The 20,473-nt window shown below is 73.3% G+C and carries 18 protein-coding genes; 6 read left to right on the forward strand and 12 right to left on the reverse strand.

The window, feature by feature from the left end:
• Window positions 1-69 precede the first annotated feature (69 nt).
• Window positions 70-1,905, reverse strand: coding sequence for a hypothetical protein (locus IEY99_RS24060; RefSeq protein WP_189206329.1), 1,836 nt, complete (start codon window positions 1,903-1,905; stop codon window positions 70-72).
• A gap of 70 nt (window positions 1,906-1,975) precedes the next feature.
• The gene (locus IEY99_RS24065; RefSeq protein WP_229799193.1) at window positions 1,976-3,091 is read right to left on the reverse strand and encodes an alcohol dehydrogenase catalytic domain-containing protein; all 1,116 of its coding nucleotides are present in this window, start codon (window positions 3,089-3,091) and stop codon (window positions 1,976-1,978) included.
• 89 nt (window positions 3,092-3,180) lie between these two features.
• Here IEY99_RS24065 and IEY99_RS24070 point away from each other — a divergent pair, with 89 nt between their 5' ends.
• From IEY99_RS24070 to IEY99_RS24080, 3 genes are read left to right on the forward strand one after another with little or no spacing between them, the layout of a single operon-like run.
• The gene (locus IEY99_RS24070) at window positions 3,181-4,338 is read left to right on the forward strand and encodes a hypothetical protein (RefSeq protein ID WP_189206330.1); all 1,158 of its coding nucleotides are present in this window, start codon (window positions 3,181-3,183) and stop codon (window positions 4,336-4,338) included.
• Between the two features lie 5 nt (window positions 4,339-4,343).
• Window positions 4,344-5,117 carry an SDR family oxidoreductase gene (locus tag IEY99_RS24075; RefSeq protein WP_189206534.1) on the forward strand — a complete coding sequence of 258 codons (774 nt, stop codon included), beginning with the start codon at window positions 4,344-4,346 and terminating at the stop codon, window positions 5,115-5,117.
• 15 nt (window positions 5,118-5,132) lie between these two features.
• On the forward strand, window positions 5,133-6,311 hold the full coding sequence (locus IEY99_RS24080; RefSeq protein WP_189206331.1) for a sulfotransferase family protein: 1,179 nt from the start codon (window positions 5,133-5,135) through the stop codon (window positions 6,309-6,311).
• Here IEY99_RS24080 and IEY99_RS24085 read toward each other — a convergent pair.
• The 3 genes from IEY99_RS24085 to IEY99_RS24095 are packed head-to-tail and all read right to left on the reverse strand — an operon-like array spanning window position 6,292 to window position 9,384.
• On the reverse strand, window positions 6,292-7,164 hold the full coding sequence (locus IEY99_RS24085; RefSeq protein WP_189206332.1) for a TIGR03619 family F420-dependent LLM class oxidoreductase: 873 nt from the start codon (window positions 7,162-7,164) through the stop codon (window positions 6,292-6,294). The genes IEY99_RS24080 and IEY99_RS24085 overlap by 20 nt on opposite strands.
• Window positions 7,161-8,195 (reverse strand): acyl-CoA dehydrogenase family protein, encoded by a 1,035-nt coding sequence (locus IEY99_RS24090; RefSeq protein ID WP_189206333.1) that lies wholly within the window; start codon window positions 8,193-8,195, stop codon window positions 7,161-7,163. The genes IEY99_RS24085 and IEY99_RS24090 overlap by 4 nt, the downstream gene beginning before the upstream one ends.
• A gap of 10 nt (window positions 8,196-8,205) precedes the next feature.
• The gene (locus IEY99_RS24095; RefSeq protein WP_189206334.1) at window positions 8,206-9,384 is read right to left on the reverse strand and encodes an acyl-CoA dehydrogenase family protein; all 1,179 of its coding nucleotides are present in this window, start codon (window positions 9,382-9,384) and stop codon (window positions 8,206-8,208) included.
• 45 nt (window positions 9,385-9,429) lie between these two features.
• On the opposite strand from IEY99_RS24095, the gene IEY99_RS24100 reads away from it, so the two are divergent.
• Window positions 9,430-10,581, forward strand: a complete 1,152-nt coding sequence (locus IEY99_RS24100) for an acetyl-CoA C-acetyltransferase (protein WP_189206335.1) — start codon at window positions 9,430-9,432, stop codon at window positions 10,579-10,581.
• A gap of 102 nt (window positions 10,582-10,683) precedes the next feature.
• On the opposite strand, the gene IEY99_RS24105 is transcribed toward IEY99_RS24100, so the two are convergent.
• Window positions 10,684-13,164 carry a sensor histidine kinase gene (locus tag IEY99_RS24105; RefSeq protein ID WP_189206336.1) on the reverse strand — a complete coding sequence of 827 codons (2,481 nt, stop codon included), beginning with the start codon at window positions 13,162-13,164 and terminating at the stop codon, window positions 10,684-10,686.
• 264 nt (window positions 13,165-13,428) lie between these two features.
• Here IEY99_RS24105 and IEY99_RS24110 point away from each other — a divergent pair, with 264 nt between their 5' ends.
• Window positions 13,429-13,869, forward strand: coding sequence for a response regulator (locus IEY99_RS24110; protein WP_189206337.1), 441 nt, complete (start codon window positions 13,429-13,431; stop codon window positions 13,867-13,869).
• A 47-nt stretch (window positions 13,870-13,916) separates the two neighbouring features.
• On the opposite strand, the gene IEY99_RS24115 is transcribed toward IEY99_RS24110, so the two are convergent.
• The 6 genes from IEY99_RS24115 to IEY99_RS24140 form a co-directional block, all read right to left on the reverse strand.
• Window positions 13,917-15,092 carry a zinc-dependent alcohol dehydrogenase gene (locus tag IEY99_RS24115; RefSeq protein ID WP_189206338.1) on the reverse strand — a complete coding sequence of 392 codons (1,176 nt, stop codon included), beginning with the start codon at window positions 15,090-15,092 and terminating at the stop codon, window positions 13,917-13,919.
• Window positions 15,089-16,075, reverse strand: coding sequence for an SRPBCC family protein (locus tag IEY99_RS24120; RefSeq protein WP_229799194.1), 987 nt, complete (start codon window positions 16,073-16,075; stop codon window positions 15,089-15,091). Before IEY99_RS24120 ends, IEY99_RS24115 begins: the two co-directional genes overlap by 4 nt.
• Window positions 16,076-16,219: 144 nt before the next feature.
• On the reverse strand, window positions 16,220-17,320 hold the full coding sequence (locus IEY99_RS24125) for an NAD(P)H-dependent flavin oxidoreductase (RefSeq protein ID WP_189206339.1): 1,101 nt from the start codon (window positions 17,318-17,320) through the stop codon (window positions 16,220-16,222).
• Complete coding sequence (locus tag IEY99_RS24130) at window positions 17,317-18,042, reverse strand: CoA-transferase subunit beta (RefSeq protein WP_189206340.1); 726 nt, start codon at window positions 18,040-18,042, stop codon at window positions 17,317-17,319. The genes IEY99_RS24125 and IEY99_RS24130 overlap by 4 nt, the downstream gene beginning before the upstream one ends.
• On the reverse strand, window positions 18,039-18,872 hold the full coding sequence (locus IEY99_RS24135) for a CoA transferase subunit A (RefSeq protein ID WP_189206341.1): 834 nt from the start codon (window positions 18,870-18,872) through the stop codon (window positions 18,039-18,041). The genes IEY99_RS24130 and IEY99_RS24135 overlap by 4 nt, the downstream gene beginning before the upstream one ends.
• A 15-nt stretch (window positions 18,873-18,887) precedes the next feature.
• Window positions 18,888-19,625: an enoyl-CoA hydratase family protein gene (locus IEY99_RS24140; protein ID WP_189206342.1), complete on the reverse strand. Its 738-nt coding sequence runs from the start codon at window positions 19,623-19,625 to the stop codon at window positions 18,888-18,890.
• Between the two features lie 46 nt (window positions 19,626-19,671).
• Between IEY99_RS24140 and IEY99_RS24145 the strand changes: the two genes are divergently transcribed.
• Complete coding sequence (locus IEY99_RS24145; RefSeq protein ID WP_189206343.1) at window positions 19,672-20,448, forward strand: SDR family oxidoreductase; 777 nt, start codon at window positions 19,672-19,674, stop codon at window positions 20,446-20,448.
• Window positions 20,449-20,473: the final 25 nt, after the last annotated feature.

Below are 20,473 nucleotides of genomic sequence, written 5' to 3' on the forward strand. Positions count from 1 at the left end.
GCCGGTGGCCGGGGCCCGTCCCATTCCCCCCTCGGATCTGGGATGCGCCCCGGCCGGTGCGGGGTCAGGTCAGGGGGCGGCGGTCGTGAAGATCGCGACCCCGTTGGCTGCCACGCTCAGTTCCTTGCCGTTGTCGAAGTTCGCGGTGAGGTGCTCGGCCGGCTTCGGGAAGCCGGTGGCCGGGTCGACCGGCGCGTTGCCCTCGGTGTAGACGTACTTGTCCAGCTCGATCCTGCCGGTCGGCGCGGTGATCGACACCCGGGCGGCGGAGCTGTTGCGGTTGACCAGGACGAACGTCCAGCCCTTGGCGCCCGGCAGCTTGGCCTTGAGCACCCGCACGCCGGCCGGCTGCGGGGGTGCGTACATCGTCGAGCCGGCCGGCAGGTACCGGCTGAGCAGGCTCCAGGTGTAGAACCAGGGCCGCAGCGTCGTGGGATCGAGGGATTCGTAGTGGTCCCACATCCCGCAGCCGGTCTTCTCGGCGTACCCGTCGAGGCACCACGCCAGGGCGCCGTCCACGCCGGCCCGCGCCTCCTGCACCGCGAGGTCCGCCATCCGGACGGCGTGGGCGGGCTCCTTGACGAAGCTGTAGTCCTTGTCGGGGTCGTCGGCCGGCGCCTTCATGCCGGTCTCGCCGAGGATCACGGAGCCGCCGCCGCTGGCCTGCTTGAGCTGCTTCACCGCCTCGGTCAGCGTCGCCTCGGGGTATTCGGGCGGCGTGCCGGGGATGTCCACCTCGTGCACGTAGAAGTGGGCCTGGTACTGGGCGACCTCGCGGTCCAGGGCGGACTGCAACCACCAGTCGCTGACCGTGGTGCCGCCGCCCGGGAAGGTCCAGCCGGAGCTGTGCGAGTCCGTCTTGGTGAGGTCGTTCATCGGATCCGTGGTCGCGCCGGACGCGGTGAACAGGGTGACCTTGGAGACGGCCCGCTCGATGCCCTGGACCGGCGGCATCGTCAGCCGCAGGAACTTGGCGCCGTCCGGGAACGCGCGCGGGGAGACGTCGACGCGGTACCACGGCTTGGTGGCGTAGGTCCGCACCGGCGCGGTCTCCTGCACGTCGACGTCGGTCCAGTCCGTGCCGTTCCTCGAGGCCTGGAACGTCCAGTGGGTGCCGCGGGCGTCCGGCGTGCGGTAGAGGCGGGCCGAGAAGCCGGTCAGCCCCGCCTTCTTCCAGACCAGGTGCTGCGGTGTCCCGGCGTGCTCCTTCGGCACGGACATCGAGCCGAGGTCGCCCTCCTGGGCGGCGATGCTCGCCTCCGCGGTGTCCGGCCCGCCGATCAGGTCGAGCGCCAGGCCGGCGCGGCCGAACGCCGTGCGCAGGTTCGCGGTGGCCTTCACCCAGTCCGTGTACTTGAGACCCTTGTCGTTGTTGGGCTCGTTGATGCCGTTGTACCGGACGACGTTGGTGAAGCCCTTGTCCTTGACGAGCTTGCGCATCAGGTCGGCCTGGAGCGTGGCGGCCTCGGGCGAGGTGTAGAAGTCCTTGCTGTTCAGACCCCACATGCCGGTCACCACCTTGGTGCCCTGCTTCTGGTAGTGCTCCAGGATCCGGAAGACGTTCCTCATCTGGGTGGTGTCCCAGTCGTACTCGCCGACCTTGTCGGACGGGTTGAACCACGGGCGGTTGAACATGATCCGCACCAGGCCGGGGTTGATGTAGTCCGTACGCTTGATCAGCTTCTTGAACTCGGAGTCGGGCCACTCGCCGTTGCCGGGCGGGATGTCGGCGCGGCCGCGGTACAGCGGGTCCTGGTTGTAACCGAACCCGAGCCAGTCGCTGCCGACGGCGTCGTCCACCGGGGCGGCCTGGGTCGGCGCGGTCGGTGAGAGCGCCATGCCGGCGAGGGCCAGGGCGGCCACCGGCACGGCGAGCGTACGCCGGAGCGTGGATCTGGTGTGCATGGAGTCTCCTGCGGGGTGGGCAAAAAACGACGAACCGGAGGTCCGCCGAAAGCAGGAAACCCGGTCCGGGTCAGGACTCTACGCGGATATTGTTCGCGTTCGGTAAGGGCTCCACACCGGAGGGTTGCGGCGGACGACGATCGAAAACGACCACGGCGCGACCTGTAAGAGATCCCGCGGCCAGCCGGGAGTAGGCCTCGTCGACCGCGTCGAACCCGAACTCCTCGACCCGGTTGTGGATCAGGCCGGCGCCGGCCAGGGCGATCGCCTCCTGGGTGTCCGCGATCGTGGCGCCCTGGAAGGTGTAGACCTCGCCGTCGCGCGGCAGCGTGCCGAACCAGGGCTTCGCGAGCCGGCCGCCCGCCGACCCCACCAGCCCGTAGGCCCCGCCCGCCCGGACCGCCGCGACGCCCGCGGCGATGGTCTCGTCGGTGCCGACGAAGTCGAGCACCGCGTCCGCGCCGGCGCGCCCGGTGAGCTGCCGCAGGCGCCCGGCCGTCGAGGCGTCCACGCCGTCCACCGGCACCGCCCCGGCCTCCTGCGCGAGCGCGCGCCGGTCCGGGCCGGGATCGACGGCCACCACCCGGGCCGCGGTGAGCGCCCGCAGGAACTGCACCGCGAACAGCCCCAGGCCGCCTGCGCCGAGCACCACCGCGGTGCCGCCGGCGGTGATCCGCGGCAGCGCCCGCCGGACCGCGTGGTAGGCCGTGGCGCCCGCGTCGGTCAGCGGGCCGGCGTGCGCCGGGTCGAGCCCGCCCAGCGGCAGCAGGCCGCGGCGGCCGGTCACCAGGACGTAGTCCGCGAGGCCGCCGTCGCGCCCGTACCCGCGGCCGGCGAGTCCGTGCGGGCAGTCGTTGTCCAGTCCCCGGACGCAGAACCAGCAGGTGCCGCAGGAGGCCGCGGCGGCCAGCGCGACCGCGTCGCCCTCGGCGAGGCCGTCGACGCCGGCGCCGAGCGCGGCGACCCAGCCGGCGGTCTCGTGGCCCAGGGTGAACGGCACCGTCCAGCCCAGCCGCTCGCCGCCCGAGCGCGGCATCCGCCGCATCGTCAGGTCCGAGCGGCACAGCCCGCAACCGGCCACCCGCACCAGCACCTGCCCGGCTGCCGGCGCCGGCACCGGCACCTCGGCCGCCCGCGGCGCGCCGCCCCACTCGACCATCCGGTACGCCCGCATCGTCTCGGCCACGCGCCAAGAGTGGAACACGTTCCTGATGCGGTCAAGTCGCTGCATGGCCGCTCGTTGACCCAATAATAGAACCAGTTCTACCATGAGCCGTGCTCACCCAGCCGTTCACGGAAGCGATCCACCAGGCGGAGAAGATCATCGCCGGGGCCCCGCACGTCCGCGACGACCAGGACCTCGCCGAGGGGTACGACTACCTCGCCGGCAGCATCCGGGCCTCGCTGCAGATGGCCTGGGCCTACGACCGCGACTTCCCGTACTTCGTCCGGTCCACCGGGCCCTACACCAAGCTGGGTCTGGACAACCCGGACACGCTCTACTTCCACGCCTGGCTGCGCGACGACGCGGAATACGTGGTCACCGGCCGCCGCGGCACCACGAGCGACCTGAGCTTCCAGGTCCTCGACGGCGACTACTCACCGCTGGAGGTCCCGGGCAGCCTCGCCGCCTTCGACGACCGCGAGATCGAGATCGGCGACGACGGCGCGTTCCGGATCCGGTTCGGTCCCGGGCCGTCCGGCCGCAACGCCGTCGCGCTCGCGCCGGGCTCGGCCATGCTCGTGGTGCGCGAGGTGTTCAGCGACTGGGCCACGGAGCAGCCGGGCATGCTGCGCATCGCCCGTGCCGACCGGATCGGCCTGGCCCCGCCGCCACCGAGCCGCGACGCCCTCGCCAAGCGCTACCGGGTGGCCGGCAAGATCCTCATCAGCCGGCTGCGCACCTTCCTCGCCTTCGCCGAGCGGTTCTATCTCGGGCTGCCGGTGAACACCCTCACCGCGCCCCGCCCGACGCCCGGCGGCCTGGCCACCCAGTATTCCTCGGTGGGCCACTACGACCTCGGCGACGACCGGGCGATGGTGCTCACCGTGCCCGCCTCCGACGCCCCGTACCAGGGCATCCAGCTGGGCAGCATGTGGTACGTCTCGCTGGACTACATCCACCACCAGACGAGCCTGACCGTGCCGCAGGCGCGCGTCGATCCCGACGGGATGATCCGGTACGTCGTCAGCGAGCGCGACCCGGGCGTGGCGAACTGGCTGGAGTGCACCGGCCACCGCCGCGGCTACATCCAGCTGCGCTGGCAGCGGCTGTCCCGCGCGCTGACCGCCGAGGACGGGCCGCAGGTGGAGGTCGTCGCGGTGGAGGACGTGCCGAAGCTGCTGCCGTACGCCGAGCCGGTCGAGCCGGCCGCATACCGGGAGCGGATCGCCGCCCGGCAGGCCGCGGTGGCGTCCCGGATGCTGGGGTGAGCGCGATGCTGGCGGACAAGGTCGTGCTGGTCGCCGGGGTCGGGCCGGGGCTGGGGCGGGCCGTCGCGGTCCGCGCCGCGCAGGCCGGCGCGGACGTGGTGCTGGCCGCCCGCACCGAATCCTTCCTGGCCGAGGTGGCGGGGAAGGTGACCGCCGCGGGCCGCCGGGCACTGGCCGTGCCCACCGACCTCACCGACGACGCGGCCGCCCGGCGGCTGGCCGACGCCGCGCTGGCCGGGTTCGGCCGGGTCGACGCGCTGGTGAACAACGCCTTCGTGATGCCGCCGATGCGCGGCCTGGGCACGGTGGACCTCGACGACCTGCGGGCCGGCTTCGAGACCAACGTGCTCGCCGCGCTGCGGCTGACCCGGCTGCTCACCCCGGCGCTGGTAACGTCCGGCGGCTCGGTGGTGATGGTCAACTCGGCGGTGCTGCGGCATTCCCGGCACCCGTTCGGGCCGTACAAGCTCGCCAAGGCGGGGCTGCTCGCCGTGGCGCAGAACCTGGCCGGCGAGCTGGGCCCGCACGGCGTCCGGGTCAACTCGGTGGCGCCCGGCTGGATCTGGGCGGACAGCCTGCGGGCCTGGTTCGACCACCAGGCCGCCCGGCGCGGGGTGCCGGCCCGGCAGATCTACGACGAGACCGCGGCCACCACGGACCTGCGCCGGCTGCCGGAGCCGGACGAGATCGCCGACGCCGTCCTCTTCCTCGCCTCCGACCTCGCCCGCGGCATCACCGGCCAGTGCCTCGACGTCAACTGCGGAGAATTCCACCACTGAGCCCGGGGGAGCGGCATGCACACCACCCGCACCGACGTGGGTACGGTCGACGACCTGCACGCCGCGGCCACCCGGCTCACCGGCCTGGACGACTTCGGCGGCGACGACTACCTCGACGGCCTGCGGGTGCTGCTGGCCTCGTACGCGAGCGAGAGTGCCCTCACCCCGGCCGGCAGCAAGGCGACCCGGGCGATGGTCCGCGCGGCGCTGGTGTCCCGACTGCTCAGCGAGGCCGCCTGGCGGCAGCGTCCGGAGCACGCGTCGGTGGCCGTGACTCGCCCGATCTTCGTGACCGGCCTGCCGCGCACCGGCACCACGGCCCTGCACCGCCTGCTCGCCGCCGACCCGGCCCACCAGGGCCTCGAGCTCTGGCTCGCCGAGGCGCCGCAGCCCCGCCCGCCGCGCCGGGACTGGGAGTCCCATCCCGTCTACGCCATGCTGCAGGCCGGGTTCGCCGCGCACCACGAGTCGGACCCGGAGTTCACGGGCATCCACTACACCGCCGCGGACCAGGTCGAGGAGTGCTGGCGGCTGCTGTGCCAGTCGATGCGGTCGGTGTCCTTCGAGTGCCTGGCCCACATCCCGTCGTACTCCGCCTGGCTCGCCGCGCAGGACTGGGCGGCGGCCTACCGCCGGCACCGGCGCAACCTGCAACTGATCGGCCTGCCCGACCGCGACCGCCGCTGGGTGCTGAAGAACCCGAGCCACCTGTTCGCCCTGGACGCGCTGCTGGGCGCCTATCCCGACGCCGTGGTGATCCAGACCCACCGGGCGCCGCGCACCGCGATCGCGTCGGTGTGCAGCCTGAACGCCCGGGCCGCGCGCGGCTGGTCCGAGCGGTTCGCCGGCGCGACGCTCGGGCGCGGGCAGCTCGCGCTCTGGTCGCGGGGCGTGCGCCGGTTCCTCGCCGACCGGGCGCGGCACGCCCCGGAGCACTTCGTCGACGTCGGCTACGACCACTTCGTGGCCGATCCGCTCGGGACCGTCGCGGCGATCTACGACCGGCTGGGTCTCCCGCTCACCCCGCAGGGGCGGTCCGCGATGGAGGCGCTGCACGCCCGGAGCCGCTCGGGTCCCGCGCGCCCCGCGCACCGGTACGAGCTCGCCGACTTCGGGCTGACCGCGGCCGAGGTGGACGACGCGTTCGGCGACTACCTGGCCGCCCACCCCGGCGTCAGCCCATCGGGCCGATGATCTCGTCCGCGAACCGGCGCAGCGAGTCCACCTTGGCGGCCACCGGCGCGTCGAAGCCGATCCGCTGCGCCAGCCAGGGCATCACGATCGCGTCGGTGACCCCGATGTCGGCCTGCCGGCGGAAGCCGTCGAGGCCGGGGGCGTCCACGCACACCGCCTGGATCTCGAACGGCTCGCCGTCGCGGCCGTACTCGCCGCGCCACCGGGCCAGGCGCGCGATGGTATCCGCCAGGTCGTCGAAGCGGATCATGGCCGAGGTCCAGCCGTCGCCGGTGCGCGCCGCGCGGCGCAACGCCGGCTCGGCGTGCCCGCCCACGTAGATCGGCACCGGCTCGCTCGGCGCGGGGCTCATCTGCAACCGGCCGAAGTCGAAGTGCTTGCCGTGGTACTCCACCATGCCGCCGCCGAGGATGAGCCGCAGCACCTCGATCGCCTCGTCGGCCCGGCCCGCCCGCTCCGCGAACGGGGCGCCGCACCACAGCGACTCCTCGGGATTCCAGCCGAGCCCGACGCCGAGGCCGAACCGGTTGCCGGTCAGGTTCGCCACCGAGCCGACCTGGCGGGCCAGCAGCACCGGATTGCGCGGCCCGAGCTTGAGGACCTGGGTGTAGAAGCGGATCCGCCCGGTGACCGCGCCCAGCGCCGCGGCGGTGACCATCGGGTCGGCCCACGGCGTGTCGGCGGTCCAGAACCGCCGGCCGTCCGAGGTGTACGGGTAGGCCGCGCCGGCGTGCTCACCGTAGAAGATGGAGTCCGGCAGGGCGATCGCCGAGAAGCCGCACTCCTCGGCGGTCCGGGCGAGCTCGGCGAGCTGGTCCAGCGGGTTCAGCGCGATGCCGAGGGTGAACTTCATTCGAAGACCCCCGCACGTTCGACCGGCGACCGCAGGGTGTCGCCGAGGGCCAGCAACTGCGCCGTGGCACCACCCAGCAGGAACTCGTGGTACTTGGCGGCGAGGAAGTACCGGTGCAGCGGATAGTCGGCGTCGATGCCGACCCCGCCGTGGACGTGCACCGCGGTGTGCGCCACCCGGTGCCCCGCCTCGGTGGCCCAGAAGCCGGCCGTGGCGACCTCGGCGGCGGCGCTCTGGTGCTCGCAGAGCCGCCAGGCGGCCTGCCACAGCGTGACCCGCAGGGCCTCGACGTCGATGTAGGCGTCGGCCAGCCGCTGGGCGACGGCCTGGAACGCCCCGATCGGCCGCTCGAACTGGACCCGGGTGCGCGCGTACTCCGCGGTCATCTCCAGGGCCCGTTCCACCACGCCGAGCTGCGCGGCGCACGTGCCGACCGTGGCGGACGCGGCCAGCCACGGCCTCGCCGCCGGGTCGGCGAGCAGCCGGTCGCCGGCGACGACCGTGCCGGCGACCCGCAGCAGGCCCGCGCCGGGGCCGCCGGCCACCTGCTGTTCCTCCACGGTGACGCCGTCGTCGTCCGGCCTGACCAGGAAGATCCCCTCGGCCGCCGGCACCAGCAGCAGACCGGCGGCGGGCGCCGCCGGGACGGACGGGACCGTGCCGTCCAGCCGCCAGCCGTCCTCGACCCGCTCGGCGGTCACCGTGCCGGTCGTGGCGGTGAGCACGATCTCGCCCCGGCTCGCCGGCACGGCCCACCGGCCCACCTGCTCCTCGGTGCCGAACCGGGCCAGCGTGCCGGCCGCCACCACGATCGACGGCAGGTACGGCACGGCGGCCGCGGCCCGGCCCAGCTCGACCAGGACGGCGCACTGCTCCGGCAGCCCGTACCCCTCGCCGCCGGCCCGCTTGGGCAGGGCGGCGGCGAGCACGCCCGCGCCGGCCAGCGCCGGCCACAGCGGACGGCCGGAGGCCGCCAGGTCCCGCGTGAGGGCGGCCAGCTCCCGCGCCTCGTCGCTCACCGAGAAGTCCACGTCAGCACCCCTATCGGCGCACGGGCAGGCCGAGCGGCCCGGCCGCGATGATGTCCCGCTGCACCTCGTTGGTGCCGCCGCCGAACGTCAGGATCAGCGACGCGCGGTGCATGCGCTCGATCCGGCCGTGCAGCAGCGCGCCGGGCGAGCCGGCCCGGACCGTGGCGGCCGGGCCGAGCACCTCCATGAGCAGGCGGTACGCCTCGACCGCCAGCTCGGTGCCGTACACCTTGCCGGCCGAGGCCCCGGCTGCGGCGAGCGTGCCGTCGCCGTCGGACGCCGTGCGCCAGTTGAACAGCTTCAGCACCTCGGTACGGGCGTGCACCCGGGCCAGGTGCAGCCGGACCCACTCCTGGTCGATCACCCGCCGGCCGTCGCCGAGCCGGGTCTGCCCGGCCCAGTCGGCGACCTCGCGCAGCGCCCGGCGCAGCGGCGCGGCCGGGGTGAGCGCCACCCGCTCGTGGTTGAGCTGGTCGGTGATCAGCCGCCAGCCCTGGTTCTCCGCGCCCACCAGCGCGGTCGCCGGGACCCGGACGTCGGCGTAGTAGGTCGCGCTGGTGGTCGGCCCGGCCACCGTGCGCACCGGCGTCCAGGAGAAGCCGGGCGCGTCGGTGGGGACGATGAGGATGGACAGCCCTTTGTGCCGGGGGGCGTCCGGATCGGTCCGGCAGGCGAGCCACACGTAGTCGGCGTACTGGATCAGGCTCGTCCACATCTTCTGGCCGGTGACGACGTAGTGGTCGCCGTCGCGGACCGCCCGGGTGCGCAGCGCCGCGAGGTCGGTGCCGGCGTCCGGCTCGGAGTAGCCGATGGAGAAGTGGATCTCGCCGGCGGCGATCCGCGGGAGCAGTTCGGCGCGCTGCGCGGGCGTGCCGTGGCGCATGATCGTCGGGCCGACCGTGTAGAGCGTCAGGAACGGCACCGGGACGCCGGCCATCGCGGCCTCGTCGGCGAAGACGAGCTGCTCCATCCGGGACCGCCCGCCACCGCCGTGCTCCACCGGCCAGCCGAGCGCCAGCCAGCCGTCGCGCCCCAGCTGGCGCACCACGCTCCGGTACGCCTGGCCGTCGCCGTACTCGCCGTTCTCGTCGGTCAGTGCCGCGCGCAGCGCCGGCGTCATCAGGTCGGCGAAGTACGCCCGGAGCTGCCGGCGCAGCTGCACGTGCTCCGGCGTGTATCCCACGTGCATGGCATGCCCCGATCCGCTAGATTAGAACAGGTTCTAGTAGAGACGATGGGGCGGAGGGCGTCAACCGTGGAGGCGTTTCTGGTCGGTGCCGTCCGCAGCCCCGTCGGCCGCCGCGGCGGCGCGCTGTCCGCGGTCCACCCGGCGGACCTGGGCGCGCACGTCATCTGCGCACTGCTGGCACGCACGGGTGTCGATCCAGGCGCCGTCGACGACGTCGTCTTCGGCTGTGTGGACACGATCGGCCCGCAGTCCGGCGACATCGCCCGCACCAGCTGGCTCGCCGCGGGGCTGCCCGAGCACGTGCCCGGCGTGACGGTCGACCGGCAGTGCGGTTCCGCCCAGCAGGCGGTCCACTTCGCCGCGCAGGCGGTGCTGAGCGGCACGGCCGACCTCGTCGTGGCCGGGGGCGTGCAGAGCATGAGCCAGGTGCCGATCGGCGCCGCCATGGCCCCGCACGGGCCGTACGCGGGCTCCGCCGGATGGACCGCCCGCTACGGCGACCGGGAGATCTCGCAGTTCCGCAGCGCCGACGAGATCGCCGCCAAGTGGGGCCTGGCCCGCACGGAGCTGGAGGCGTACGCGCTGACCAGCCACCGGCGGGCGATCCGCGCGATCGACCAGGGCCGGTTCACCGCCGAGATCGCGCCGCTGGACGGGTGCGGCACCGACGAGGGCCCGCGCCGGGACACCTCGGCCGCGCGGATGGCCGCGCTCGCACCGCTGCGCCCGGACGGCGTCACCACCGCGGCCACCTCCAGCCAGCTCGCCGACGGTGCCGCCGCCCTGCTCGTCGCCTCCGCGGCCGCCGTCCGCACGCACGGGTTGCGGCCCCGCGCCCGGATCCACCACCTCAGCGCCCGCGGCGACGATCCCGTCCTGATGCTCACCGCCCCGTTCGAGGCCACCGCGCACGCGCTGCGCCGCACCGGGCTGGCGATCGGCGACATCGACCTGTGCGAGGTCAACGAGGCGTTCGCCGCCGTGGTGCTCGCCTGGCTGCGCGAGACGGGCGCCGACCCGCAGCGGGTCAACGTCAACGGCGGCGCGATCGCGCTCGGGCATCCGCTCGGCGCCACCGGCGCGCGGCTGCTCACCTCGCTGCTGCACGAGCTGGAACGCACCGGCGGGCGCTACGGCCTGCTGACCATGTGCGAGGGCGGGGGACAGGCGAACGTCACGGTCATCGAGCGCTGCTGAGCTTGCCGTTCCTCCTCCGGCACCAGCCGGGCGGTCGCGCGAGACCAGCAGAGGGCTGGGCGCGGCCGCGGTGCAGTCTGGCCGGCTCCGTGCTGCGCGGCACTAGTCCGTGGCGGCGGCGGTTGCGGGGAGTCGGATGGTGAAGGTGGTGCCGGGGTCGTTGTGGGTGGCGGTGACGAGGCCGTGGTGGGCTTCGACGATGGCGTGGGTGACGACCAGGCCGAGGCCGGTGCCCGGAATGCTGGTGTGGCGGGCGTTGGTGGCGCGGAAGAAGGTCCGGAACAGGTGGGTGCGTTCTTCGGTCGGGATGCCGATACCGGTGTCGCAGACGCTCAGTATGACGGTGTCGGCCGATGTGGTCAGGCTGACGTGGACGGCTCCGCCGTCGGGGCTGTACTTGACGGCGTTGGACAGCAGGTTGTCGATGACCTGGCGCAGTCGTTGCGGGTCGGCGTCGATGGTGAGGTGGTCAGGCAGGTTGAAGGTGAGGCGGACGTGGTTGGCGTGGGCGGCAGGCCGGATCGCGTCGAGGCTGTCGCGTACCAGGGTGGTGACGTCGGTGGGGCGCAGTTGTAGGCAGGCTCGGCCGCTCTGCAGCGCGGCGAGGTCGAGCAGGTCGTCGACGATGGCGGTGAGCAGGGCGGTGTTGCGGTCCACCGCGCTGAGCATCTCGTGCAGCTCCGGGTCGAGGTGCTCGTCGGTCAGCAGGAACTGGATGTAGGAGCCGATCGAGGTCAGCGGCGTACGCATTTCATGGCCGACCAGGGCGATGAAGTCGTCGCGGGTACGGTCCAGTTGCGCGGCGAGGCCCTCGATGTGTGCACGGGAAAGGAACCGGGCGATGTGCCCGGCGACGGAGGCCAGTCCGCTGACGATTTCCGCCTCGTCGTATTGACAACTGTCGGCGAAACAGGTCAGCACGCCGACCACGGCACCGTCGCCGATGGGTACGCCCACGGCGGTGTGCAGCCCGGCGCGCGCGCACGCCGCGGCGAGGTCGGCCGGCACGGCGGGTCCCGAACCCGTGGTGTCGGCGACGTCCCGCACCCATACCGGACGGTTGTCGGCCCAGACGGTGCCGGTGATGCCCTGGCCTTCGACGACGGGACCGTTCAGCGGGTCGTCGATGTGCACGTCGGGCGTGAGCCAGTGCCCGACGTTGCGCAGGGTGTCGCTCACCGGATCGAGCAACCACAGTTCCGCGTACGGCCAGCGCAGCGTCTGCGCCACGGCCCGGACGATCTGCGGCCCGACCTGGGTGACCTCGTCCGCGCCGCTGAGAATGGTGGCGACCTGGAGCTCGCAGCTCCGGAACCGGTCGGCGCGCCGTTGCATGGTGATGTCGTGCAAAGCGACCACGGCGCCGGCCGGCGTGCCGTCGGGCTCGCGCATGGGTTCGGCGTTGGCGGCGAAGGTCAACGCCGGCGTGTCAGCGGCTTTGAGTACCACCTCGGTACCGCGGACCACACTGCCCTGACACGCGCGCGTCAGCGGCCCCTCGCCTGGGCGCAGCGGTGCACCGTCCGGCGTGAACAAGGCGTTCTCCCACTCGGCGACGTCGACCGGCGGGCCGTCGCCAGGCAGACTTTGTGCCTGCCGCAAGGCCCGGTTGATCAGGACGATGCGGCCGTCGGCGTCACAGGCGGCTATTCCGGTGTAGAGGCTGTCGAGTACGGCGTGCAGGAAGCCGGATCGTCGCACGGAGAGCCGGTCGGCTGCGGCGCGTTCGGCGCCGTCGAGCAGCACCATTCCCCACCGCCGTCCGCTCGGTGTGTCCAGAGTCGTGACGAGCAGTTCGACCGGGAAGGTGTGACCGTCCCGGTGCCGGGCGCTGCACTGCTGCCGCCACGGCGACCCGGTGGTGCAGTCACCGGCCGCGGCGCGAATCCGGGTCCAGTCACCGGCCGACAGCATCAGGTGTTCCACCGACCGCCCGAGCGCTTCCCCCAGTGACCAGCCGAACATGCCGGTCGCGGCGGCGTTCCACTCCGAGATCCGGCCGTCGTCGTGCAGGCTGACCAACGACTCACCGAGCGCGTCGAGCACCGCCGCGGCGCCGGCGTGGTGATCGGTCAGCGGATCGCCCTCGGGCAGCGGGCCCAGCATCTCGGCCAGTTGCTGCAACGCCGTGAGGTCGTCGTCGGTCCACGACCGCGCAGCGGTGTCGGCGGCGGCGACCGCCCCGAGTGGCCTGCCGCGCCGGTCGCGCAGCGGTACACCGATATACGCCTGGACGTTGTAGCGCACGACCGCGGCGAAGGTGGCGTACTCCGGATGCGTCGAGAGGTCGCTGAGCACCAACGGGCGGCCTGCACTGGCGACCAGGGGACACAGCGACCCGGTCAGCGGCAACGTTCGCGACATCATCAGCTCGTCGGGCGCGCCGAACAGGCCGGCACACCGGATGGCACCGTCGCTGACCAGCGTCACGAACCCCATCGGCGCCGCCAACGCCCGCGCCGCCAGATGCGCCGCCGCGTCCGCCGACACCGCCCGGCCCGGCAGCGCCAGCTCCGCCCGCCGGACGGATGCCAGTCGAGATGCATCCGACAGCACAGCGTGATCGATCAACAATCCGGTCACCGGATCACCCCGTCACCAACGTCGAGCACAGAACCGGCAGCCGGTGCCGCGCTACCAGGCAAAATATACGCTTCTCGGCGGCGTCCCCGGTAAGGGTCGGCAGCCTCACGGCCCCGGCCGCAGCGCTGGCATGTCACGATCAGTGATGGCAGCCGCCGGAAAGGAGTAGAGTCCGAGGCATCCGACATGTCACGCCTCAACCGAGGCGCTCACCGCCGGCGTGCCAGGAAGAGCCGGACCGCTCTTCTGGAAAGCGTGCCCGTCATGGCCACCCTCCTGCTCGGCGAGATCGACACGGACATCCGCATCGCGTTCACCATGCTCTTCCGGCGCGCCGGCTACCATGTGATCACCGCAGCGGACCCCCGATCGATCCTCGAGACCGCCCAGCGGCAAGGACCGGACCTGGTGATCCTGAACCTGCGCGACGACGACGGCCCCGACACCTGTCGGATCCTGCGCGCCGATGCCCTCACCAGCGACACACCGGTTCTGATGCTGTCTGCCGACCTCTATCCCGACGCCGGCGCTGCGGCCGCCGCCGGCGCCGACGCCTACCTGGCCAAACCGTTGAACAACGACGACCTCCTGCACCAGGTCCACAGTCTGCTCACCGCCAGAACCGGGGAGTGCCCGACCGGCAGACGGGACCGGCCCGCCGACGCCGACGCCGGTGTCTTCGGTCACGAGGTTCCGGTGAGCTGAAGCATCGGGCCACCGTGCTCGCCGCGGTGGCCCGATGCGGGCGGGCGTCAGGGCTTGAGGACGATCTTTTCGCAGTTGTCCTGTTTGTTCTTGAAGATGTCGTAGCCGTGCGGGGCGTCGTTGAGCGGTAGCCGGTGGGTGATGATGCGGGTCGGGTCGATCTCGCCGCGTTCGATGCGTTGCAGCAGCGGTTTCATGTAGCGCTGGACGTGGCACTGGCCGGTGCGCAGGGTCAGTGACCGGTTCATCCAGGCGCCGGCGGGGAACTTGTCGAGGAAACCGCCGTACACGCCGACGACCGAGACCACGCCGCCGCTGCGGCACGACATGATCGCCTGGCGCAGGGCGTGCGGGCGTTCGGTCTCCGACCGGACGGCCTGCTTGATCCGGTCGTAGGCGTGCAGGTGCGCGGCGCCGTGGCTGGCCTCCATGCCGACCGCGTCGATGCACTTGTCCGGGCCGCGTCCACCGGTGAGTTCCAGCAGCCGCGAGCGCACGTCGACCTCGTCGAAGTTGATCGCGATGTGTCCGGCCTGTTCGGCCATCCGCAGCCGGTACGGCTCCTTGTCGATGGCGATGACCTTCGCGGCGCCCAGCACCCGGGCGCTGTCCATGGCGAACTGGCCGACCGGGCCGGCGCCCCACACCGCCACCACGTCGCTGGGCGCGATGTCGCACATCTCGGCGCCCATGTAGCCGGTGGGCAGGATGTCGGACAGGAACAGCACCTGCTCGTCGGTCAGGTCCGACTCGATCTTCAGCGGGCCGACGTCGGCGAACGGCACCCGCGCGTACTGCGCCTGACCGCCGGCGAAACCGCCGGTCAGATGCGAGTAGCCGAAGATCCCGGCGACCGGGTGGCCGAACATCTTCTCCGCGATGCCGGCGTTGGGGTTGGAGTTCTCGCAGCAGGAGTACATCTCGTTCGCGCAGGCGGCGCAGGCGCCGCAGGCGATCGGGAACGGCACGACGACCCGGTCGCCGACGCGCAGCTTGTCCGCGGGCACCCCGGACCCGACCTCGATCACCTCGCCCATGAACTCGTGGCCCATGATGTCGCCGTCCTGCATGGTGGGTACGTACCCGTCGACCAGGTGCAGGTCCGAGCCGCAGATCGCGGTGGAGGTGATCCGTACGATGGCATCGCGCTTGTTCAGGATCTTCGGGTCCGGCACGTCACGTACCTCGACCTTGTTACGGCCCGCCCAGGTGGTCGCCTTCACGCGTCCTCTCCCTTCGCGAGTTCGGCGTCCGACAGCGGTTGCGCCGGACGCTGCGGGAACTCCTTGCGGGCCCGTTTGCCCCACGGGGCGCCGTCGGAGCGGACCACCTCCCCGGTCTCCAGCACCTGCTTGAGCCGGCGCAGGTCGTCGTCGAGCTGCTGGTGCGGTTCCTCACCGAAGTACTTCGCGACCGCCTTGCCGACCGCGCCGCCCGGAATCTCGTAGGTCAGCACGACGTGGACCTCGGTGCTCACCGCGTCCGGGGCCGGCACGAACCGGACCGTACCGGCGTTCGGCACGTCGGCGTGCCCGGTCGAGCGCCACGCGATCTTCTCACCGGGTACCTCGTCGACGATCTCCGCGTCCCACTGGACGTTCTTGCCGAACGGGGCGTCGGCGACCCAGTGGCTCGTGCGGTCGCCGGTGGTGCGGACCTGCTCGAGATGCGCCATGAACGTCGGCAGGTTCTCCAGATCACGCCAGAACGCGTACACCTCCGACGCGGGTTTACGGATGGTCGTCGTGGCCGTCAACTCCATGGGTCCTCCTTGGCGTGTGCCCCGGGCACCGGCGCCTTTCGCTCTGGTGGCCTGTACGGCGGTCAGTAGGTCCAGCACGGTGATCCCGGCGACGGCACCGGTCACGGCGAGCAGCCGTCGGCGGCGCCGCCCGCCCCGGTGGGCGAGGGCCATCCCCAACGCGGTCAGATCCATCGCGTCGCCCACCACCCGGGTCCACGCCCACGCACTCTTGCGCCGGCTCGTCAGGAGCCCGGCCGCGTGGACCAGCTCCCGCGCCCCGACCAGCGGCACCACCGCCCGCGAGGTCGCAGAGTCGTCCACGCCGCTCAGCCGGCGCACTGTCTCCGGCGCCGCCAGTTGTGCGACACCCAGCCCCAGACTCATCCAGCCGAGCCCGCGGCCCCGCCGCTGCACCTCGTCCTGCCTGTCGTTCGCTGCTTCTCGGGTTGCCAGTTGCGTCACGGGTAGCCTCCGTGTGGGATCGCGCCCCGTCCGACGTATCGGTGCACCGCGACCGGGGGCGCGTCGGGTTCGACCCCGGCTACCCGCCGACAAAACGCTTAAACCGCCTGGCTTCCGCCGCAGAAGAACGACGAAAACGCAGTCTCATCGGCAGGTTTGTGCACTCCCCGAGGAAGGCGTACGCCCCGGCGGCTTCGACGCCGTGTGCCTGAGCGCGGCGAGCCGGTCCTCCGCCTCCCTCATGATGCGGTCGATGAGCTCGGCGCAGGACGGCAGGTCGTCGATGAGCCCGGCCACCTGGCCGGCCGGCATCACCCCGGACTCGGGCCGCCCGTGCACCATCGAGGTCCGCAGCAGCGCCGGGGTGTTGGCCGCCATCACCGTCTGCGCCCACGACAGCCCCCGCGCCCGCCGGGTGGCGCGACCCGCACCCAGCAGCGCCGCCCAGGACAGGCGGGTCTCGCGCCGGAACGCGGCGGCGTGCCGCAGCGACCGGACCAGGCCGCAAACGCGCCCGGAGCGTTCGAGCGCCTCGACGAACGGGGTGCGCAGCACCCGGTGCGGCACGCCGTCGACCCGGGTGGTGACCACCGTGCCGGTGACCTGGGCGGCCAGGTAGTGGCGCTTGACCTCCGCGCCGACCGGGCTGTCCGAGGTGAGCAGGAAGCGCGTGCCCATGGCGATGCCGGCGGCGCCGTACGCCAGCGCGGCCACCAGCCCCCGGCCGTCGAAGAAGCCGCCGGCCGCCACCACGGGCACGTCCACGGCGTCGACCACCTGGGGCAGCAGCAGCGTGGTGGGCACCGGCCCGGTGTGCCCGCCGCCCTCCCCGCCCTGCACCAGCACCGCGTCCACCCCCCAGCCGTGCACCTTCTCGGCGTGGCGCAGCGCGCCGACCGAGGGCATCGTGAGCACGCCGCCGTCGGCGCAGCGGCGGATCAGCTCCCGGCTCGGCGCGAGGGCGAAGGAGGCCAGCCGTACCCGCTCGCGGACCAGCAGGTCGATGCGGTCCGCGGCGTCCGGGGTGTCGGCGCGGACGTTCACCCCGAACGGCGCGCCGGTGCGCCGCCGGACCTCGCGGACGGCGGCCCGCAGCTCGTCGAGGCTCAGGGCGGCGGAGGCGAGGATGCCGAAGCCGCCCGCGGCCGAGGTTGCGGCCACCAGCGCGGGTGTGGACACGAATCCCATGCCGGTCTGCACGACGGGGTGCCGGCAGCCGAGCAGCTCGGTGAGGCGGGTCCTCATCGCACCTCCTTCTCCCGCAGCCCCTCCGGGTCGAGGTCGCGGATCAGGGCGAGCTCGGCCGCCGTCGGCAGCCGGGTCCGCGGCACGTCGGCCGGCGCGGCGAGCGGGAACCCGGTGGCCCGCGCGACCTCGGCGGCGGTGACGCCGGGGTGCACCGAGCGCAGCCGCATGCGGTGGTCCGGGGTGGCGAAGTCCAGCACGGCGAGGTCGGTGACCACCGTACGGATCTCGTGGAACCGGTTGGCCGGCGCGCCGAGCGCGCCCGCCCGGTCGTAGCCGATGCCGCAGACCATGTCGACCCGCTCCACGAAGACCCTCGGCGAGTGTCGTGGCACCCAGTAGCTGACGACGTGGTTGACGGTGTTGCCGGGCGCGCCGCGCACGCCGAGGAGCTGGGCGCTCGGCCGGGACCAGTCGCCGATGCAGGAGATGTTCTGGTTGCCGTGGCGGTCGAGCTGGCTCGCCCCCATCATCGCGTGCCGCCGGCCCGCGGCCACCACCTGGAACACCGCGCGGTACGGCAGCCAGCCCTCGACCGTGCCGCCGTGCACGAGGGTCGCCTCGCCGTCGCTCAGCACGAGGTCCGGGGCGAAGGTGAGCTGCGCCAGCCGGGCGCCGAGGCGGGGGACGAGCGCCATGGGGGCGGCGAGGATCGCGCCGTCCCCGCGCCACGCCTCCGCGCACGCGACCACGCAGACCTCCGCGCGGGTCGGCTCGCTCATCGTGCCCGCACCGCCTTCTGGTAGTCGTCCTCGTCGCCGTCCAGGTAGGTCTCGCGGAACCGTTCCCAGCCCGCCGGGCTCGCCGCGGCGGACGCGTACTCGCGCTGGAACGCCTCGTCCCGGCCGTAGTCGGGCACGCAGCTGGTGAAGTGCGCGCCGTTCGGGGTGGCCACCACGCCGTCCACCATCATCCGGTTGACCAGCAGGCCCTGCGGCGGCCCGGCGTCCACCAGCTCGGTCGTGCCCACCACCCGCTCGCAGGACAGGTAGCGGCGCCGCGCGGCCAGGCAGAACAGGTCGTCGAAGTAGGGATCGGGCCCGAGGTAGCGCCCGTTGCCGCGCTCGTCGGCCCGGTTGAGGTGGATCAGCGCGGCATCCAGCGGCAGCGCCGGCACGGCGAGGAACTCCTCACCGTCGGGGTACGGCGAGCGCACGGTCCGCAGCTCCGGGACGACCCGCGGCACGTCGGAGCCCAGCCCGGCCCGCATCGGCAGGAACGGCAGCCGGTGGGCGGCGGCCAGCAGTCCCCAGTAGAGCATTCCCTCGTCCAGCTCGGTCAGCGCCACCGTGCCCTCCTGCCGCGCCCGGCGGAAGTGCGGCTCCAGCGGGATGCTGTCCAGCGAGACGAAGCCGGTGACGACCCGGCGTACGCAGCCCGCCGCGATCAGCAGCCCGACGTCCGGCCCGCCGAAGCCGACCACCGTCAGTCCGGTCAGGCCGGCCCGGGCGATCGCGCGCACCAGCGCCATCGGCTTGCGCCGCGAACCCCAGCCGCCGACCCCGATCGTCATCCCGGACCGCAGCTCGCCGACCACCTCCGCGACGGACATCCGGGTCCCCACGCCTCACCGCCCCTCGACGAAGCGCTGCCGGGCGCGGTCTCCGGCGCCGCTGAGGTTCAGCTCGAAGGTGAAGCCCTGCTCGAACCGGTACGACCGCCTGACGTCGACCGGATCGATGCCGTTGAGGGCCTCCTTGGCCCGCCGGATCACCACCGGGTCCTTGGCCGCGATCTCCTCGGCCACCTCGCGGGCCGCCTTGCGCAGCTCGGCGGCGGGCACCACGGCGAGCACCGTGCCGTACCGGTGCAGGTCGTGGGCGGAGACCGGGCGGCAGGTGTAGACCATCGTCCGCATCAGCTGCTGCGGCACCAGGCGGGACAGGTGGGTGGCCGCGCCGAGCGCGCCCCGGTCCACCTCGGGCAGCCCGACGACGGCGTCGTCGGCCGCGACGACCAGGTCGGCGTTGCCCGCCAGGCCGACGCCGCCGCCGAGGCAGAAGCCCTGCACCGCGGCGATCACCGGGACCGGGCACTCGTAGACCGCGGCGAACGCCGCGGCGCAGCCCCGGTTGGCGGCCAGCAGCGCGTCGTGCCCGGCGGAGCGCTGCATCTCCTTGATGTCCACGCCGGCACAGAAGCCACGGCCCTCGGCGGCCAGCACCACCGCGCGGGTGCCCGGTTCGGCGCCGGCCGCGGTGAGGGCCCCGGCGAGCTCCGTCCAGCCGGCCGCCGGCAGCGCGTTGACCGGCGGGAAGTCGAGGACCACCTCGGTGACGGCGCCGGGATGCAGGTGTACGCCCACGCCGGCAGCCTAACCTAGCGCTTGCTTGGTGGTCTACGATCGGCGGATGGACCCCCTGGACCTCACCGGCCGCGCCGTGGTGGTGACCGGCGGGACCCGGGGCATCGGGGCCGCGATCGCCGGCGCCTTCCTGTCCGCCGGCGCCCGGGTGCTCGTGTGTGGCCGGCACGAGCCCGCCGAGCTGCCGCGGGCCGGCGACGCGACGGCCGGGTTCGTGCGCTCGGACGTGCGGGACCCGGAGCAGGCCGCCGCGCTCGTCGCCGCCGCGGTCAAGCGGTTCGGCCGCCTCGACGTGCTGGTGAACAACGCCGGGGGAGCGCCGGGCGCCCCGGCGGACTCCGCCTCGCCCCGGCTGCACGCGAAGATCCTCGAGCTCAACCTGCTGGCGCCGTTGCACGTCTCCCAGGCGGCCTGCCCGGTGATGCGGGAGCAGTCGGACGGCGGGCTCATCCTCATGGTGGGCAGCGTCAGCGGGGTGCGCCCGTCGCCCGGCGCCGCCGCGTACGGCGCGGCCAAGGCCGGGCTGCACCATCTGGCGACCAGCCTGGCCATGGAGTGGGCCCCGAGGGTGCGGGTGAACACCCTGGTCGTCGGTCCGGTGGACACGGGAGCCCCGGGGTCGCAGGTGGACCCGCGGGCGGTGGCGCGCACCGTGCCGCTGGGCCGGGCCGCGACGCCGGGCGAGGTTGCCGGCGCCTGCCTGCTGCTGGCCTCACCGCTGGCCGGCTATCTCAGCGGTGCCGCGCTGGCCGTGCACGGCGGCGGCGAATGGCCCGGGTATCTGGCAGACCCGCGGGCCGCGGCGTACCCTCCGCAGAAGTAGAACGTGTTTCAATCCCTGCTGCCGG

The sequence above is a fragment of the Couchioplanes azureus genome (genome assembly GCF_014648355.1).
Classification (GTDB): Bacteria; Actinomycetota; Actinomycetes; order Mycobacteriales; family Micromonosporaceae; genus Actinoplanes; species Actinoplanes azureus.

Coding starts and splice junctions, on each gene's coding strand:
- IEY99_RS24060 (WP_189206329.1), bottom strand. CDS start 1,905: ATGCACACCAGATCCACGCTCCGGCGTACGCTCGCCGTGCCGGTGGCC.
- IEY99_RS24075 (WP_189206534.1), top strand. CDS start 4,344: ATGCTGGCGGACAAGGTCGTGCTGGTCGCCGGGGTCGGGCCGGGGCTG.
- IEY99_RS24080 (WP_189206331.1), top strand. CDS start 5,133: ATGCACACCACCCGCACCGACGTGGGTACGGTCGACGACCTGCACGCC.
- IEY99_RS24085 (WP_189206332.1), bottom strand. CDS start 7,164: ATGAAGTTCACCCTCGGCATCGCGCTGAACCCGCTGGACCAGCTCGCC.
- IEY99_RS24095 (WP_189206334.1), bottom strand. CDS start 9,384: ATGCACGTGGGATACACGCCGGAGCACGTGCAGCTGCGCCGGCAGCTC.
- IEY99_RS24100 (WP_189206335.1), top strand. CDS start 9,430: ATGGGGCGGAGGGCGTCAACCGTGGAGGCGTTTCTGGTCGGTGCCGTC.
- IEY99_RS24110 (WP_189206337.1), top strand. CDS start 13,429: ATGGCCACCCTCCTGCTCGGCGAGATCGACACGGACATCCGCATCGCG.
- IEY99_RS24125 (WP_189206339.1), bottom strand. CDS start 17,320: ATGAGGACCCGCCTCACCGAGCTGCTCGGCTGCCGGCACCCCGTCGTG.
- IEY99_RS24130 (WP_189206340.1), bottom strand. CDS start 18,042: ATGAGCGAGCCGACCCGCGCGGAGGTCTGCGTGGTCGCGTGCGCGGAG.
- IEY99_RS24135 (WP_189206341.1), bottom strand. CDS start 18,872: ATGTCCGTCGCGGAGGTGGTCGGCGAGCTGCGGTCCGGGATGACGATC.
- IEY99_RS24145 (WP_189206343.1), top strand. CDS start 19,672: ATGGACCCCCTGGACCTCACCGGCCGCGCCGTGGTGGTGACCGGCGGG.